Annotated in this window: 14 protein-coding genes and 1 tRNA gene; 4 read left to right on the forward strand and 11 right to left on the reverse strand. The window is 66.4% G+C overall.

What is annotated here, in order from left to right; genetic code table 11:
• Window positions 1–136: 136 nt before the first annotated feature.
• Together AC0CH3_RS06175 and AC0CH3_RS06180 are read right to left on the reverse strand one after the other, a co-directional pair.
• Window positions 137–211: transfer RNA gene (locus AC0CH3_RS06175), tRNA-Glu, on the reverse strand.
• A 197-nt stretch (window positions 212–408) separates the two neighbouring features.
• Window positions 409–1,782, reverse strand: a complete 1,374-nt coding sequence (locus tag AC0CH3_RS06180; RefSeq protein WP_354302671.1) for a class II 3-deoxy-7-phosphoheptulonate synthase — start codon at window positions 1,780–1,782, stop codon at window positions 409–411.
• Between the two features lie 266 nt (window positions 1,783–2,048).
• Between AC0CH3_RS06180 and AC0CH3_RS06185 the strand changes: the two genes are divergently transcribed.
• Window positions 2,049–2,204: a hypothetical protein gene (locus AC0CH3_RS06185; RefSeq protein WP_156350430.1), complete on the forward strand. Its 156-nt coding sequence runs from the start codon at window positions 2,049–2,051 to the stop codon at window positions 2,202–2,204.
• Window positions 2,205–2,247: 43 nt separating this feature from the next.
• Here the strand turns inward: AC0CH3_RS06185 and AC0CH3_RS06190 are convergent, their stop codons facing one another.
• Together AC0CH3_RS06190 and cysS are read right to left on the reverse strand one after the other, a co-directional pair.
• Window positions 2,248–3,186 carry a D-2-hydroxyacid dehydrogenase gene (locus AC0CH3_RS06190; protein WP_354302673.1) on the reverse strand — a complete coding sequence of 313 codons (939 nt, stop codon included), beginning with the start codon at window positions 3,184–3,186 and terminating at the stop codon, window positions 2,248–2,250.
• Window positions 3,187–3,260: 74 nt separating this feature from the next.
• Window positions 3,261–4,703 (reverse strand): cysteine--tRNA ligase, encoded by a 1,443-nt coding sequence (cysS, locus tag AC0CH3_RS06195; RefSeq protein WP_354302862.1) that lies wholly within the window; start codon window positions 4,701–4,703, stop codon window positions 3,261–3,263.
• Window positions 4,704–4,952: 249 nt separating this feature from the next.
• Here cysS and rpsU point away from each other — a divergent pair, with 249 nt between their 5' ends.
• Both rpsU and AC0CH3_RS06205 read left to right on the forward strand, forming a co-directional pair.
• Complete coding sequence (gene rpsU / locus AC0CH3_RS06200; RefSeq protein WP_031394635.1) at window positions 4,953–5,159, forward strand: 30S ribosomal protein S21; 207 nt, start codon at window positions 4,953–4,955, stop codon at window positions 5,157–5,159.
• Window positions 5,160–5,289: 130 nt separating this feature from the next.
• Complete coding sequence (locus tag AC0CH3_RS06205; RefSeq protein ID WP_333996654.1) at window positions 5,290–5,877, forward strand: FKBP-type peptidyl-prolyl cis-trans isomerase; 588 nt, start codon at window positions 5,290–5,292, stop codon at window positions 5,875–5,877.
• Window positions 5,878–6,249: 372 nt separating this feature from the next.
• On the opposite strand, the gene AC0CH3_RS06210 is transcribed toward AC0CH3_RS06205, so the two are convergent.
• Together AC0CH3_RS06210 and AC0CH3_RS06215 are read right to left on the reverse strand one after the other, a co-directional pair.
• Entirely contained in the window at window positions 6,250–6,495 is a 246-nt protein-coding gene (locus AC0CH3_RS06210) for a hypothetical protein (RefSeq protein WP_056021748.1), read from the reverse strand.
• Between the two features lie 167 nt (window positions 6,496–6,662).
• Window positions 6,663–7,463, reverse strand: coding sequence for a metallophosphoesterase family protein (locus tag AC0CH3_RS06215; RefSeq protein WP_354302676.1), 801 nt, complete (start codon window positions 7,461–7,463; stop codon window positions 6,663–6,665).
• Window positions 7,464–7,628: 165 nt separating this feature from the next.
• Between AC0CH3_RS06215 and AC0CH3_RS06220 the strand changes: the two genes are divergently transcribed.
• Entirely contained in the window at window positions 7,629–8,657 is a 1,029-nt protein-coding gene (locus AC0CH3_RS06220; RefSeq protein ID WP_354302678.1) for a M48 family metallopeptidase, read from the forward strand.
• Window positions 8,658–8,799: 142 nt separating this feature from the next.
• On the opposite strand, the gene AC0CH3_RS06225 is transcribed toward AC0CH3_RS06220, so the two are convergent.
• From AC0CH3_RS06225 to AC0CH3_RS06245, 5 genes are all read right to left on the reverse strand, one after another.
• On the reverse strand, window positions 8,800–9,180 hold the full coding sequence (locus AC0CH3_RS06225) for a hypothetical protein (RefSeq protein WP_354302680.1): 381 nt from the start codon (window positions 9,178–9,180) through the stop codon (window positions 8,800–8,802).
• A gap of 106 nt (window positions 9,181–9,286) precedes the next feature.
• Window positions 9,287–10,486: a bifunctional phosphopantothenoylcysteine decarboxylase/phosphopantothenate--cysteine ligase CoaBC gene (coaBC, locus tag AC0CH3_RS06230; protein ID WP_354302682.1), complete on the reverse strand. Its 1,200-nt coding sequence runs from the start codon at window positions 10,484–10,486 to the stop codon at window positions 9,287–9,289.
• 11 nt (window positions 10,487–10,497) lie between these two features.
• Window positions 10,498–11,604, reverse strand: coding sequence for a hypothetical protein (locus AC0CH3_RS06235; RefSeq protein WP_354302684.1), 1,107 nt, complete (start codon window positions 11,602–11,604; stop codon window positions 10,498–10,500).
• Between the two features lie 12 nt (window positions 11,605–11,616).
• The gene (gene ubiB, locus AC0CH3_RS06240; RefSeq protein ID WP_354302686.1) at window positions 11,617–13,149 is read right to left on the reverse strand and encodes a 2-polyprenylphenol 6-hydroxylase; all 1,533 of its coding nucleotides are present in this window, start codon (window positions 13,147–13,149) and stop codon (window positions 11,617–11,619) included.
• A 241-nt stretch (window positions 13,150–13,390) separates the two neighbouring features.
• Complete coding sequence (locus AC0CH3_RS06245) at window positions 13,391–14,155, reverse strand: class I SAM-dependent methyltransferase (protein WP_354302688.1); 765 nt, start codon at window positions 14,153–14,155, stop codon at window positions 13,391–13,393.
• Window positions 14,156–14,183 lie beyond the last annotated feature (28 nt).

Raw genomic sequence — 14,183 nt, forward strand, 5'->3', positions numbered from 1 at the left:
GCGCGGGCCCTGTCAAAGTAATAGCGTCCGAGTCTGTCCCAGACGGTTCCAGCCTGTGCGAAGACGTATATTGGCCACTCATTACCCAAGTTAAGGGGGTAACGTAATTTACTGGTCTGTAAGTCGTTGAAAAGACTGGTGACCCCTACGAGAATCGAACTCGTGCTTACGCCGTGAGAGGGCGTCGTCCTAACCGCTAGACGAAGGGGCCGTGTAGTCGAGGCGCGCTCCTACGAAAGGGGCGGGCGGGCGTCAAGCGACTTGATGCGTAAATCGCGGATGGGACGTCGTTTTGGGCGGGATCGGGGTGAAGACCGCTGATCCCGCAGTGATACCGCTCGGTTGCCCCATCCACGCATCCCGCGGCCACCGGGCGCGCGGTACGAACAGATGGGGCAACCGGGATCGTCAGGCCGCGACCTTCTTGCGCTCCGCCATCTCCGCGTTGAGCATCTCGGCGAGGAGGAACGCCATCTCGAGGCTCTGGCTGGCGTTGAGTCGCGGGTCACAATGCGTGTGGTAGCGATCCGCAAGGCTCTGTTCGGTCACGTCGACCGCGCCGCCGGTGCATTCGGTAACGTTCTGCCCGGTCATCTCGATATGAATGCCGCCGGCATGCGTGCCCTCGGCGCGGTGCACGGCGAAGAAGCCGCGGACCTCGGCAAGGATGCGCTCGAACGGCCGCGTCTTGTAGCCGTTGGCGGCCTTGACGACGTTGCCGTGCATCGGGTCGCACGACCACACCACCGGATGGCCTGCGCGCGTCACGGCGCGCACCAGGCGGGGCAGCGCGGCTTCGATCGTGTCGTAGCCGTAGCGCGTGATCAGCGTCATGCGACCGGGGATGCGACCCGGGTTGAGCGTGTCGAGCATCCGCAGCAGCGCGTCGGGCTCGAGGCTGGGCCCGCACTTGATGCCGATCGGGTTGCCGATGCCGCGCAGATATTCGACATGGCTCGAGCCCTCGAACCGCGTCCGGTCGCCGATCCACAGGAAATGCGCGCTGGTGTCGTACCAGTCGCCGGTCAGTGAATCCTGCCGCGTCAGGGCCTGCTCATATTGCAGCAGCAGTGCTTCGTGGCTGGTGTAGAAATTGGTCTGAGCGAGCTGCGGCACGGTCTCGGGATCGATTCCGCACGCCGCCATGAACTCGAGCGCCTCGCCGATCCGGTCGGCGGTCTCGGCATATTTCTTCGACCACGGGCTGCGGCCCATGAAGTCGTGCGTCCAGCGATGCACCTGGTGAAGATTGGCATAGCCGCCCTGCGCGAACGCACGCAGCAGATTGAGCGTGGCGGCGGACTGCGAATAGGCGCGGATCATCCGCTGCGGATCGGGCATGCGCGATTCGGGCGTGAACGCGATGTCGTTGACGTTGTCGCCGCGATAGCTCGGCAGTTCCACGCCTCCAATCGTCTCGGTATTGGCGGAGCGGGGCTTGGCGAACTGGCCCGCCATGCGGCCGAGCTTCACCACGGGCAGCTTCGAGGCGAAGGTCAGCACCACCGCCATCTGGAGGATGACGCGAAACGTGTCGCGGATGTTGTTCGCGCTGTGCTCGGCGAAACTTTCGGCGCAGTCGCCGCCCTGCAACAGGAACGCCTTGCCCGCCGCGACGTCGGCGAGGCTCGCCGTGAGGTTGCGCGCTTCGCCGGCGAAGACGAGCGGGGGGAAGGTCGCGAGTTGCGCCGTCGCCGCGTCGAGTGAGTTGGCGTCGGGGTAGAGCGGAAGCTGACGGGCTTCGTGCGTGGTCCAGCTGTCGGGGGCCCAGTTCGCGGCCATAATTGTTCGTCCGATTGATGAATTCGAGGCGCGGCCATGCGCCAAAACGCGTTTTTGCGCAACGAAGTAAAGCTATCGGGTGGTGGCAGCCGCGTCCGCACCGCGCGTTTGCGGCCAAATCGCATCGCGCCGGTTCCGTTCATCGCGGCTCGGTTGAGGCGCTGCGGAATTCGCAGCATTCTGAAGCGGGATAATGACAGATATGGGTCAGGAGAGGGGTTCTATTTTTCGCGCGAATTTGGCATGCCGTTCCGATGGATATCCCAATGCGTATCATCATTGCGTTGTCGATCATCGGCGCTGGCGTGCTCGTCGGCGTGCCGGTGCTGATCATCGCTGCCAAACGTCGGCGTCGCGTCAACCTGCGGCGGCGGGGTATCAAGGACTATAACCGGTCGAGCAACCGCGTCGCGGGCAGCTGATCGTCGATACGGCAACGGGCCTGCGCCGTGTGCCGCAAATGGCCTAATAGCCCGCCTGTAGATCGGCGACGTTCGTCATAGGTGCACCGGCGCGGAACGCCGCCAGGTTTTCCAGGAACAAGGCTGCGCCGCGCTTGAACATCGTCGTCTGGCTGCGGCCGGACAGATGCATCGTGAGAATGGTGTTCGGCGCGGACCAGAGCGGATGGTCGGCGGGAAGCGGCTCGGGATGCGTCGGGTCGAGAAACGCGCCGCCGATCGTCCCGGCTTCGAGCGCTGCGAGCAGTGCGTCGTCGTCGATCATGTCGCCGCGCGCGATATTGATCAGCCAGGCGCCTTTCCGGAACGCCGCGATCTCGTTCGCGCCGATCAGCGCCTTGGTATCGCCGGTCGACGGTGCGGCGAGGATGATCCAGTCATAGTCGCCAAGCCGTGCACGCCACGCATCGGGCGTGATCGTGCCGTCGCGGCCGGTACGCGTCACCCCCGTCACCGCTACGCCGAAGGCTGCGAGTCGCTCGCCGATCATCCTGCCGATCGTGCCGTAGCCGATGACGAGCGCGCTGGTGTCCGCCAGCTCGACCTTGCCGGGCGCGTCCTTCAGCCAGTCGCGCCGATCCTGCGCGCGCACGACGGTGTCGAAGCGCTTGGCGGCGACGAGGACCCCCATCACCGCATATTCGGCGACCGTGACGGCGTTGATGCCCGCGCCGTTGGTCAGGATCGCACCGCGCTCGCGGATTACGTCGAGCGGGAAGGCGTCGAGACCGGCGTAGATCGTCGACACCCATTTGAGCTGTGCGCCGGATGCGCGGATCGCGTCGGCGACGAGCTGGGTGGGCTGCATATCGACCCACGCGATGTCCGCATCGGCGATTCCCGTCATCGCCTCGTCCGGCCTGGAGAACCACGTCACCGCGAGATCGGACGGGAGATGCGACTCGAGCAGCGGGCGGGCGGCGGCGGGGAGGACGGCTTTCATCCGGCCAGACCTAGCGCGTTACCGGCGCGCGCCCAACAGCGATCCCGGCCGCTCCGGCGCGGATCGTGGCGAATTCAGGCCAGCCGCCAGTCCCATTCGATCGGGTCGCCGTCCATCACCTCCACCCCGTCGGCGATCAGCGAGTCGCGGATCGCGTCCGATCGGGGAAAATCCTTTGCCGCCCGCGCGGCGCGACGTTCGGCAAGGCGATCGCTGACGTCTTGCGCGTCGATCGTCGCCGCTGCCGGCCGGACGCGCAGATCCTCGCGGCGAATCGTCGCGAGATCGAGGCCGAGCACCGCATCGAAATCCGCAAGCGCGATCAGCAGATCCGCGGGCGACAGGCGCTTGTCAGCGAGCAGTTCGTCGAGGATCGGCAGCGCGCGCGGCGTCGCGAGATCGTCGGATATCGCCGCATCGAGCCGCGACCGATAGTCCTGAAGCCGCGCGTCGACCCGCGCGTCGGCCGGCGCGGCCGTGGACGTCGCGGCGCGATCGCGCAGCGTCTGCACCGTCAGCGCGAGCCGCTTCAGTCGCGTCGTCGCGGCGACAAGGTTGTCCCACGAGAATTCGAGCTCGCTGCGATACTGCGCCTGCAGGCACATCAGGCGATAGGCGAGCGGGTGGAAGCCGCGATCGACCAGCGTCTGGAGCGTGGTGAACTGACCACCCGATTTCGACATCTTGCCCGATCGTTCGACCAGGAAGTTGTTGTGCATCCAGAGCGTTGCGCCGGTATCCGCGCATCCGCAATGCGCCTGGTTCTGCGCGATCTCGTTGGGATGGTGGATCTCGCGGTGGTCAATCCCGCCGGTATGGATGTCGAACCGCTCGCCGAGATACTGTTTGCTCATCACCGAGCATTCGAGATGCCAGCCCGGCGCGCCGCGGCCCCATGGCGAATCCCATTCCATCTGGCGGTTCTCGCCGGCGTTCGAGGTACGCCAGATCGCAAAATCCTGCGGGTGGCGCTTGCCCTCGACGGGGTCGATCCGGCTTTCGCCGGCATCGTCCTGCGACCGCGCCAGCCGGCCATAGTCGGGCACCGTGGCGGTATCGAAATAAAGCCCGTCGGCGAGCCGGTAGCAATGCCGGGCCTCGATCGCTTCGGCGAAGGCGATCATCTCGGCGATATGATCGGTCGCGAGCGGGAATCGGGTCGGCGTACGGATGTGCAGATCGACGAGGTTGCGCTTGAACGCCTCGGTATAGTGGCGCGCGATCGCCCAGATGTCCTGACCCGTGGCCCGCGCGGCCGCCTCCATCTTGTCATCGCCCAGATCCGCATCGGATGTCAGGTGGCCGACATCGGTGATGTTGATGATGTGCGTGAGGCTGTATCCTTTCCACGACAGCACGCGCGACAGCGTATCGGTGAAGACATAGGCCCGAAGATTGCCGATATGCGCATAGTTGTAGACCGTCGGCCCGCACGAATAGATGCCGACATTGGCCGGATCGATCGGCGCGAATCGCTCGAACTGCCGCGTCAGGCTGTTGTAAAGCGTGAGCGGCATGGCGGTTTCGTCGGCGCGCTCGATGGCGTGCTTCTCGGGGCGCTGGGCAGAAGGCTGGGCGGGGCTGGTCATCATCGGCTCTTAGCCTTGGCCCTGCGGTGTCGCAAACCCGCCAGCCGGGTCGGCGCATATGGTGGTTTGGCTTGAAACCCGCGGCACACGCTGTTAGGGGCTCCCGTTCATGCGGCGCGGACTTGTTCGCGACGGCGCTATCTATTCGTATCTATTCGACCGGAGCTTAACGGGTTTATGCAAATCATCGTCCGCGACAACAACGTCGACCAGGCCCTTCGCGCGCTCAAGAAGAAGCTGCAGCGCGAAGGCGTGTATCGCGAGATGAAGTTGCGCCGCCACTACGAGAAGCCGTCGGAAAAGCGTGCGCGCGAGCGTGCTGCTGCCATCCGTCGTTCGCGCAAGCTCGAGCGCAAGCGCGCCGAGCGTGACGGCGCACGGTAAGACCGGCCAGACGTATTGCCCGGCCCTCAGATAGGGTCGGGGCTTCACGGGGCGGCATTGGTCGCCCCGCATCGTTTCATTCACGGCACGCACGACGTCCGGGCGTGACCAGAAGACCCGGGGTCATCCGATGTCGACCGTCACCGCCGTACCGCTGCAGCCGGTGAAGCGCAGCTATCTCGTCTATCTCTGGCTCGGTATCGCACTCGCCCTTATCGGTGCCGTCGCGCTAGCCCGTCAGGGTGACGACCCGCTGACGCGCAACGCCCGTGCAAAGGGCGTCGTCACGACCGCGTCGGGCCTTCAGTACAAGGTGCTGACCGCGGGCAAGCCCGGTGCGGCAAAGCCCACCGATGCCGACGTCGCGCTGGTGAATTACGAAGGCAAGCTGCTCAACGGCACGACCTTCGACAAGTCGCAGCAGCCGACCCCGCTGCCCGTCACGGGCGTCGTTCCCGGTTTTTCCGAAGCGCTCAAGCTGATGCCGAAGGGCTCGAAATACCGCTTCTGGCTGAAGCCGTCGCTTGGATATGGCGACAAGGCGAGCGGCCCGATCCCCGCCAATTCGACGCTGATCTTCGACGTCGAACTGCTCGACTTCCTGCCGCAGAGCGTCGTGCAGCAGATGCAGGCGCAGCAGCAGATGCAAATGCAGATGCAGGGTGCTCCCGGCGCCGGCATGCCAGGCGGCGGCGCTCCGGCTCCGCAGCCGCGCTGATCGACACGACGGGGCGGCGGTCCGCGCTGCCCCACGCTCGATGATGGTGTGATTCGATCGGCTCGGGCCGGCGCTGCGGCGTCGGCCCGGGCCGATCGTCGTTTGGGCCCTGGTAACGCGGATGACGATGCGGTTTGCCGGCGATCTACGGGGTTGCCGATGTCTGCGGGGTGGCGGCAATCGCGTGCGGCTGTTCTGAGCGCGCCGCGTCACGGATGTCCGAGCATCGACGTGATAGGGGGGGGCGGTATTCGCCGTTGCCGGCTCGCATGGCGAAGCGCCTGGGCCTTCACTGTGATCGTCTGCCCGATCTACAGCAGACAAAAAAATAGCGGCCCGAAGGCCGCTATTCCTTAGTAACCAAGCCTAGGCTTAGTTGCTGTCCGAATTATCATCGCTGTCGGCAACGATCACGATGCCCGCGACAACTGCTGCAGCTGCCAGGACTGCGACGATGATGCCGCCGCCTGCCAGCTCGTTCTTCTTTGCCGATGCCGAACCGGTGCGAACCGACTTCGAAACCGAAAGGCTAGCTGCCGAATTTGCCGGTGCTGCCATGGCCGGAGCAACTGCCATCGTGGCTGCTGCTGCGGTCAGGATGTACTTCCCAAGACGCATGATGAACTCCCTTTGTGCTCGTCGCGTCAGGCAATGGCATGAAAGCCCGCCTGAGGCAACTGAGTATGCAAAACGGTGTGGAAGCGCTCCACACTGTTGCGACAAGGCAACACGCCGTCGTCGCAACCTATGTATAGCCAATGCGGGTAAAGAAAGAATAGGCGAATTCAGAGATCGGCCGTGTTTCCCGACGAGGTGATCGCGGAACCGGTCTGAAGGAGCCAGGTCTGGTCGCCCTCAAGACCCAGCGCCGTCAGACGTCCGGTCGCATAGGCGCCCGTGTCTATTCCGATTCGGTGGGCCTTCGGATCGACGGCTTCGGTGACGGTGTGGCCATGCACGATCATCTTGGCGAGCGGACCGCGATGGTCGAGAAACGGATCGCGGATCCAGCGAAGGTCGGACGACCGCTGATCCTCGAGCGGCGTTCCGGGCCGGACGCCGGCGTGGACGAACGCATAGTCGCCGATCGTGATCAGGTCCTCGAACGCGTCGAGAAAGGTCCGGTGCCTCGCCGGAACAAGCTGGCCGAGCCGTTCGACGAGCTCTTCATAGTCGAGCCGCTCATATTCCGCCGCGTCCATCCCGTAGCTCAGCACGGTCTCCCGCCCGCCGATTCGACAGAACAACCGCAGCGCCTTGGGTTCGCCGTCGAGCGCACCGAGGAAGATTTCCTCGTGATTGCCGAGCAGGAACCGGACATTCGGCCGGGAATCAGACAGCGCGATGAGGCGATCGATCACGCCGGCCGAAGCAGGGCCGCGATCGACGATGTCACCGAGGAAGATGACCGTCGTCTCCGCCGGACCACGCACGGCATCGTCCGCTTCGATCTGCGCGATCAGATCGTCGAGCAGATCCGCGCAGCCATGGATGTCGCCGACGGCATAGACACGCTGGCCGTCCGGTATCGTCGACTTGGGCCCACGGCCGGCGGGCCGGGTGTCCTTGGACCGAAAAAACTTCATGATCATAAAATAGCTATCCGTTGCGACGGGCCATAGGGCGTTACCGCAGCGGTCACAACGCACGCTGAACCGCTCGGTTCTCCGACTGCGCCAGTTTGGGTCGCCGGTCGCCGGGCGGGCACAAGATGGGTGGCGTCGACCGCCAAGCGCGGTAGGGAGGCGGTCATGTCTTCTATCCTGCGTCTGCTTCCCGCGCTGCTCGGTGCGGCGATCATCGGCCCGGTGTCCGCAATGGCGCCCGCAACGCCGCCAGCCGCCGAGTCGCCGCCACCCAAGGCGTTTTTCGAGGCCTTGCGCGCGGCCGACCTGCGACTGGCGACGATCGGATACCGGCTGACGTCCGCCAACGTCGCGCTGTGCGACCGGCGACAGCCACAGCTTGGCATGCCGATCCATGCGCTCAACCAATATGGCACCGACGCGCGGCCGAATGCGATGGCGGTCTTCGGGTTCGAGACGCTGGTCGCGGTCGAGGCGGTCGTCCCGGGTGGCCCGGCGGCGCGGGCCGGGATCGCGGCAGGCGATTCGATCGTCGCGCTGGGGGACAGGAAGCTTCCGGCGATCGGCGCCGCGCAGGGGACCGAGACGCCGGCGGATCGCGATGCGGCCGAGGCGATCGTCGCGGCGCTCCCGACTGGTCGTCCCGTGCCGGTGATGTTGCTGCGGGGCGGCAAGCCACTGACGGTGGCGGTGCCCGCCGAGCCCGGCTGTCGATCGCGGTTCGAGATCCTGCTCGGGAGCGGTCTGGGTGCGAGTGCGGACGGCGCGGTCGTCCAGATCGGCGAGCGATTCTTCGAAGGCTATAGCGATGCGGAGATCGCGGTCGTCGTCGCGCACGAACTCGCGCACAACATCCTGCGGCACCGCGACAGGCTCGACGCGGCCAAGGTCAGCCGCGGGCTGACCGCCGAGCTTGGGCGCAACGGCCGTCTGATCCGCCAGACCGAGGACGAAGCCGACCGGCTTGGCGTCTATCTGCTGGCCAATGCCGGCTATGATCCGCGATCCGCGCCGCAATTCTGGCGTACGAAGGGCGGCGACGTCGATGGCGGGCTTTTCCGGAGTCGAACACATGCATCGTCCAAGTCACGCGCGACCGCGCTCGATGCCCTCGTGGCGGAAATCGGCGCCAACCCTGCGCGCCCGGTCGTTCCGACGAGCCTGCTTGCGAGCCGCGATCAGCCGTTACGCTGAGGCGATCGGGCTGATCCGCCGGTAACGTGACCGGCCGAGTTTCCGACGGATGCGGCTGCCGCCAGAACAGACGGGGCCGGGGATCGGCCGGGTCGGTGGACACGAAATAGAACGGGCCGGAGTGATCCGGCCCGTTCGTGCGTCAGCCCTTCTTGCGCGCGCGCTTCGGGTTGGCTGCCGCCTCGACGTCCTCGTCTTCGTCCGGCGTGTCCTCGCCGGCTTCGGTCAGCGCTTCGCCGAGCGCCTTCAGCTTGTCCTGCGACTTGTCCGCCTTTTCGGCGATCTTGGTCGTCGCGGTGCCCAGACGGTGGAGCAGCGTATGGATGCGATCCGCGTCGGGCTCACCCTTTTCGAGCTGCTTGCGCAGCGACGTGAGGTCGCGAAGGATGCCCTTTGCGCCGGGCGTATCGATATCGGCCAGTGCGGCCTCCCAATCCTCGACGATGTCCGCGCCCTTGGCGGGCTTGGTCGAATCGAGGCCGCGGTTGATCGCGTTCATCGTTCCTGCAAATTTCACAGCCATGATCTGTCTCTCCGGTGCCACTCGCTGGCGCTGCTCAACGCTGGGCAGAGACACTAATGTCCTGACTTCCTAGGCAATCTCGATCAATATCAGGCGGATTAGCGGCTCAGCTCGTCGTGAGCGCCTCGGCGATCTTTCCGGCGAGCCGGCGTGCGACCTCGGTCTTGTCGAGCCGCTCCCAGCTTTCGACGCCATGCGCGGTGACGATGTGGACGGTGTTGGCATCGCCGCCCATCACGTCGCCCGATACGTCGTTGGCGACGATCCAGTCCGCGCGCTTGCGGGCGAGCTTCGCGGTGGCATGCTCGATGACGTGGTCGGTCTCCGCGGCAAAGCCGACGACCAAGGCGGGACGACGTGCACCCTGCGCGACGGTTGCAAGGATGTCGGGGTTTTCCGAGAGGTTGAGCGTCGGCGCAGCCATACCCTTCTTGATTTTCAGCCCGGCGGCATCGACGCGCCAGTCGGCGACCGCCGCGACCATCACCGCGGCGTCGGCGGGCAGCGCAGCGTCGACCGCGGCGGCCATCTCGCGCGCGGTCTCGACGTCGACGCGCGTCGTTCCCGGCGGCGTCGGGAGCGTGACCGGGCCAGCGATCAGCGTCACGCGGGCGCCGAGTGCTGCCAGCGCGCCGGCGATCGCGAACCCCTGCCGCCCGGACGAACGGTTGGCGATATAGCGGACCGGGTCGATCGGCTCGTGCGTCGGCCCCGCCGTGACGAGGACGTGTCGCCCCACCAGCGGGCCGGTGGCCATATCGGGCGCCGCACCCTCGCCGAGCGCTTGTTCGATTGCTTCCGCGATCGCCTCGGGCTCGGGGAGGCGACCCGGACCATATTCGCCGCACGCCATCGGCCCCTCGTCGGGCGCCATCACTGTGATCCCATCGGCGCGAAGCTGCGCGACGTTGCGCTGCGTGGCCGGGTGCGTCCACATCCGCACGTTCATCGCGGGGGCCGCGAGCACCGGCTTGTCAGTCGCGAGCAGCAGCGTGGTCGCGAGGTCGTTGGCGAGCCCGGCGGCCATCCGCGCGATCAGGTCGGCCGTCGCGGGTGCGACGACGATCAGGTCGGCCTGGCGACTGAGCTGGATATGGCCCATCTCGGCCTCGTCCTTCAGGTCCCACAGCGTCGTATAGACCTTGTCCTCGCTCAGCGCGGCGAGCGTCATCGGCGTGACGAAATGATGGCCCGCCTCGGTCAGCACGCAGCGGACGGCATGGCCGCGCTTGCGGAGCAGACGGACCAGTTCGCTTGCCTTGTAGGCGGCGATCCCGCCACCGACGATCAGGAGAATGCGCTTCATGGCGACGATCCCTAGCGGATTATGCGCGTCACCGTAATGCGGCGCGTGTCCATCGCCGCGACGATCAGGTCGCGCAGGCCGTCGACCGCGAAGACCAGTCCGAGCAGGAGCAGCGGGGTGACCATCAGCACCCAATAGACATGGTCGCTGCGTGCGCAGACCGCGATCAGCACGACATAGCCGCCGATCGTCGCAACCGCGCGCGACGCGGTCGGATCGCGCCATGCCGTCCAGCCGAGCGCGCTCACCACGAGGATCGCCGACGCGAGCCATGGCCACGTCAACGTCAGCGCGGTGGACAGCGAGGCAAGGCGCAGGAAAAAGCCCAGACCGAGAAAGCCGAACCACCCGTTCGACTGGGCATCGAGCGGTTCGAGGATCCGTGCGACCGCCTGCGCATGCGCGGCAAGCGCGATGCCGAAGATCAGGATCGCGGCGATCCATCCCGCCGCTTCCCGACGCTGGCCGTCGATCAACGCCGCAGCGGCCATGATCGCGACATAAAGCAGCGCGGTTTCGCGCAGGAGCATCGCCGACAGCCCCAGCGCGACCGATGCGGTCCACTGGCCCGGACGCCGAAGCGCGAGCGACAGCGCGATCAACGGCCCCGCCCAGGTTTCATGGAACACGTCGAGACCGGGCTGCACATTGACCACCATCGCCGCGATCAGCGTGGCACCGGTCAGCGCCAGAGGCGGCCAGCGCGGCGCGATGCGTCGCACGCGGATGATCCATGCGGCCGCGGTGCCAAGACACAGCAGCCATAGCATCAGCCGGACGACGAGATGCGGCAGCATCGCCTGGACCATGGCGAGCGTCGGCAGCCGCACGGTGAAGAAGGGCTTGAGCGGATAGCCGCCCGCGCGGTGAAGCTCGGCGACGACGGTGTAATAGGGTTCGCCGTGACGGACGCGGTCGATCACGGCGTGATAGAGCGTCATGTCGGTCTGATCGCCGACCCGGGTCGCGAGCGAGGGGAGAGCGGGCGGGCCCATCACCGCGAGGCAGGCGAGCAGCAGGACGAGCACGGCGAGGTACATCTGCGCCCGCGCCTGCGGTAGTCCGGCGAACCGGGTCGGGCCGGCAAGCCATAATCCCGAGCGCTTGCGCGTGTTCATCGCACGCGCGACTCAGCCGAACACGAGCGTCGACGCGACGCCGGCGGCGGCGGCGAGGATCGCGACGAGCGCGTAGCGCCAGCCACCGCCGATCCGGATGACTTCGATCTCGCGCAGCGGCATCGTCGGCGGGGCGCCACCGGGGGCGGGGTAATGCGCCTCGATCCGGCGGACCAGTTCGGGAAGCCGCGTCAGCGTCTGGAAATCGGCGATCAGCCGGTCGGCGATCATCGCCTCGGGGCCGAGTTCGCCGCGGATCCAGTCGCGCACGAACGGCTCGGCAGCCTCCCACAGATTGATGTCGGGGTCGAGGCTGGTCGCGACACCCTCGACCATCACCATCGTCTTCTGGAGCAGCAACAGATGCGGCTGAGTCACCATGTCGAAATCGCGCGTGATCGAGAACAGGCTGTCGAGCATCATCCCGATCGACATGTCCTTGACCGGCAGCCCGCGCATAGGCTCGCCGACCGCGCGCAGCGCGGTGGCGAATTCGGCGACGTCGTGATGCGCGGGGACGTAGCCCGCTTCGAAATGGATCTCGGCGACGCGTTTGTAGTTGCCCGTGATCAGCCCGTAGAGGATCTCGGCGAGCCAGACGCGCGCGCGCCGGTCGATCCGGCCCATGATGCCGAAATCGATCGCGGCGATGCGGTTGCCGGGCAGCGCGAACAGGTTTCCCTGATGCATGTCGGCGTGGAAGAACCCGTCGGCGATCGCCTGGCGCAGGAACGCGCGGACCAGCGTCTGCGCGAGGCCCGGCAGGTCATAGCCCGCGGCGACCAGCGCCGCACGATCGGACAGCTTGATGCCGTCGATCCATTCGATCGTCATGACCTTGTTGGTCGAGCGCGCCCAGTCGATCGCGGGGATCATGAAATCGGGCTCGGCGGTCATCCCCTCGGCGAGCTCGGAGGCGGAGGCGGCTTCGCGACGGAAGTTGAGTTCGCGCAAGGTCCAGCGCTTGAACGTCTCGATCGTCAGCCGCGGGCGCAGCCGCATCGCCTCGGGGCTGAGCGCCTCGAGTTGCGCGGCGGCCCAGCTATAGGTGTCGATCGCGCGCGCGAAATCATCCTCGACACCGGGGCGGAGGACCTTGACCGCGACCTGGCGGCCGTCGGTCGTGACCGCGCGGTGGACCTGCGCGATCGACGCGGCGCCGACCGGGACCTGCTCGATGCGCGAGAACAACGTCTCGAGCGGCTTGCCAAAGCTTGCCAGCATCGCCGCCTCGATCGTCGCGTAAGGGACGGGGGAGAGCTGGTCCTGCAACCGGAGCAGGTCGTGCGCCGCTTCCTCACCGACGAGATCGGGGCGCGTGGCGAGTGTCTGGCCGAGCTTGATCGCGGCGGGGCCGATCGCCTGGAACGCGTCGGCATAACGCGGCACCGCGGGGACGCGCGCACCGAGCCTGGCGATCCGCGCGAGGCGACGGACGGGGGCTGGCGTGTTTGGGTCACGCTCGATCCCGCGCAGCGCGCCGTGGCGGGCGAGGATGCGGCCCCATTTGAGCAGACGCCAGATGTGCGTGGTCGAGGCGGTCACAGGCCGTGCGCGCCGTAGATAGAGATTGGTTCACGCGAAGGCGCGAAGGCGCGAAGAGAAGGCATAATGGGTTCGCGCGGAGACGCGGAGACGCGGAGGGGGTGCGCCCCGCCGCAGCTGCGGCTTTTCATCATCAGCGATGAGGGAGCAATGCGCTGTCGCGCGGGCGCGGTGCTTACTCTCCGCGTCTCCGCGTCTCCGCGTGAACCCCTCTTCGCGCCTTCGCGCCTTCGCGTGATCACTAGATCTTCCAGCCCGAGTGGATCGCGACCAGACCGCCGAGCAAAGGCTCGACCTTGGTCTGCACGAAGCCCGCATCCGCGATCATGCCCTTGAACTTGGGCATGTCCGGGAATCGGCGGATCGACTCGATCAGATAGCGATAGCTGTCGGCGTCCTGCGCGAGCAGCTGGCCGAGCTTCGGGACCATCTTGTGCGAATAGGCGTCGTACACCTCGGCGAAACCGGGCCAGACGGTGGTAGAAAATTCGAGGCAGTAGAACCGCCCGCCACGCCGCAGGACGCGGTGCGCTTCACGCAGCGCCTTGGGGATGTCGGTCACGTTCCGGATCCCGAACGCGATCGTGTACGCGTCGAAGAACCGGTCGGGGAAGGACAGCGTCTCCGCGTTGGCCTCGGTCCAAACCAGGCCGTCGAGTCCGCGCTTCTGCGCGCGCTCCATGCCGACTTCGAGCATCTGCGGGTTGATGTCGGCGACCGTGATCGACGCGCCCGACGGCTCCATGCGGAACGCGATGTCGCCGGTGCCGCCCGCCATGTCGAGGATCTGCTCGCCCTCGCGCGGTTTCACGCGGCGGACGAAGCGGTCTTTCCAGAGCCGGTGCATGCCGCCCGACATCGCATCGTTCATCAGGTCGTATTTGGATGCGACGTTCGAAAAGACGCCGCCGACGCGGGCGGTCTTCTCGGTAGCGGGGATGTCTTCGTAGCCGAAGGAGACGGTGTCTGGCGTGAGAGCAGCCGGGGGCGCGATCAAGTCGTTCATATGCTGCGCTCTAGCCGCGCCTTGTGGC

The sequence above is a fragment of the Sphingomonas sp. AC449 genome, assembly GCF_979253475.1.